1 protein-coding gene is annotated in these 237 nt (G+C 59.1%); it reads right to left on the bottom strand.

Annotated elements, in window-relative coordinates:
• Window positions 1-237, bottom strand: a 237-nt coding sequence (locus SB749_RS20850) for a fumarylacetoacetate hydrolase family protein (RefSeq protein ID WP_410711996.1), incomplete at both ends; no start/stop codon positions are given.

Below are 237 nucleotides of genomic sequence, written 5' to 3'. Positions count from 1 at the left end.
CCAGGGTGCAGGGTCATGAAGCGGCTGAGATAATGAATCAGGTGATACACATCGAAGATCATGTCTTCGCTGCTGTCGTGCTGCATGACCTCACCATTGACCCGGCAGATCAGTTCCAGCGCCTGGGGCGACGGCACCTCATCGGCAGTCACCAGATAGGGGCCCAGCGGCGCAAACCCATCGAATGACTTGCCCTTGATCCATTGCCCACCCCGCTCCAGTAGCCAACTGCGCTCG

It is taken from the genome of Brevibacterium sp. SIMBA_078 (assembly GCF_046534565.1).
Classification (GTDB): domain Bacteria; phylum Actinomycetota; class Actinomycetes; order Actinomycetales; family Brevibacteriaceae; genus Brevibacterium.
The sequence above is the reverse complement of the archived record's forward strand: the minus strand, read 5'-3'. Positions and strand labels throughout refer to the sequence as shown.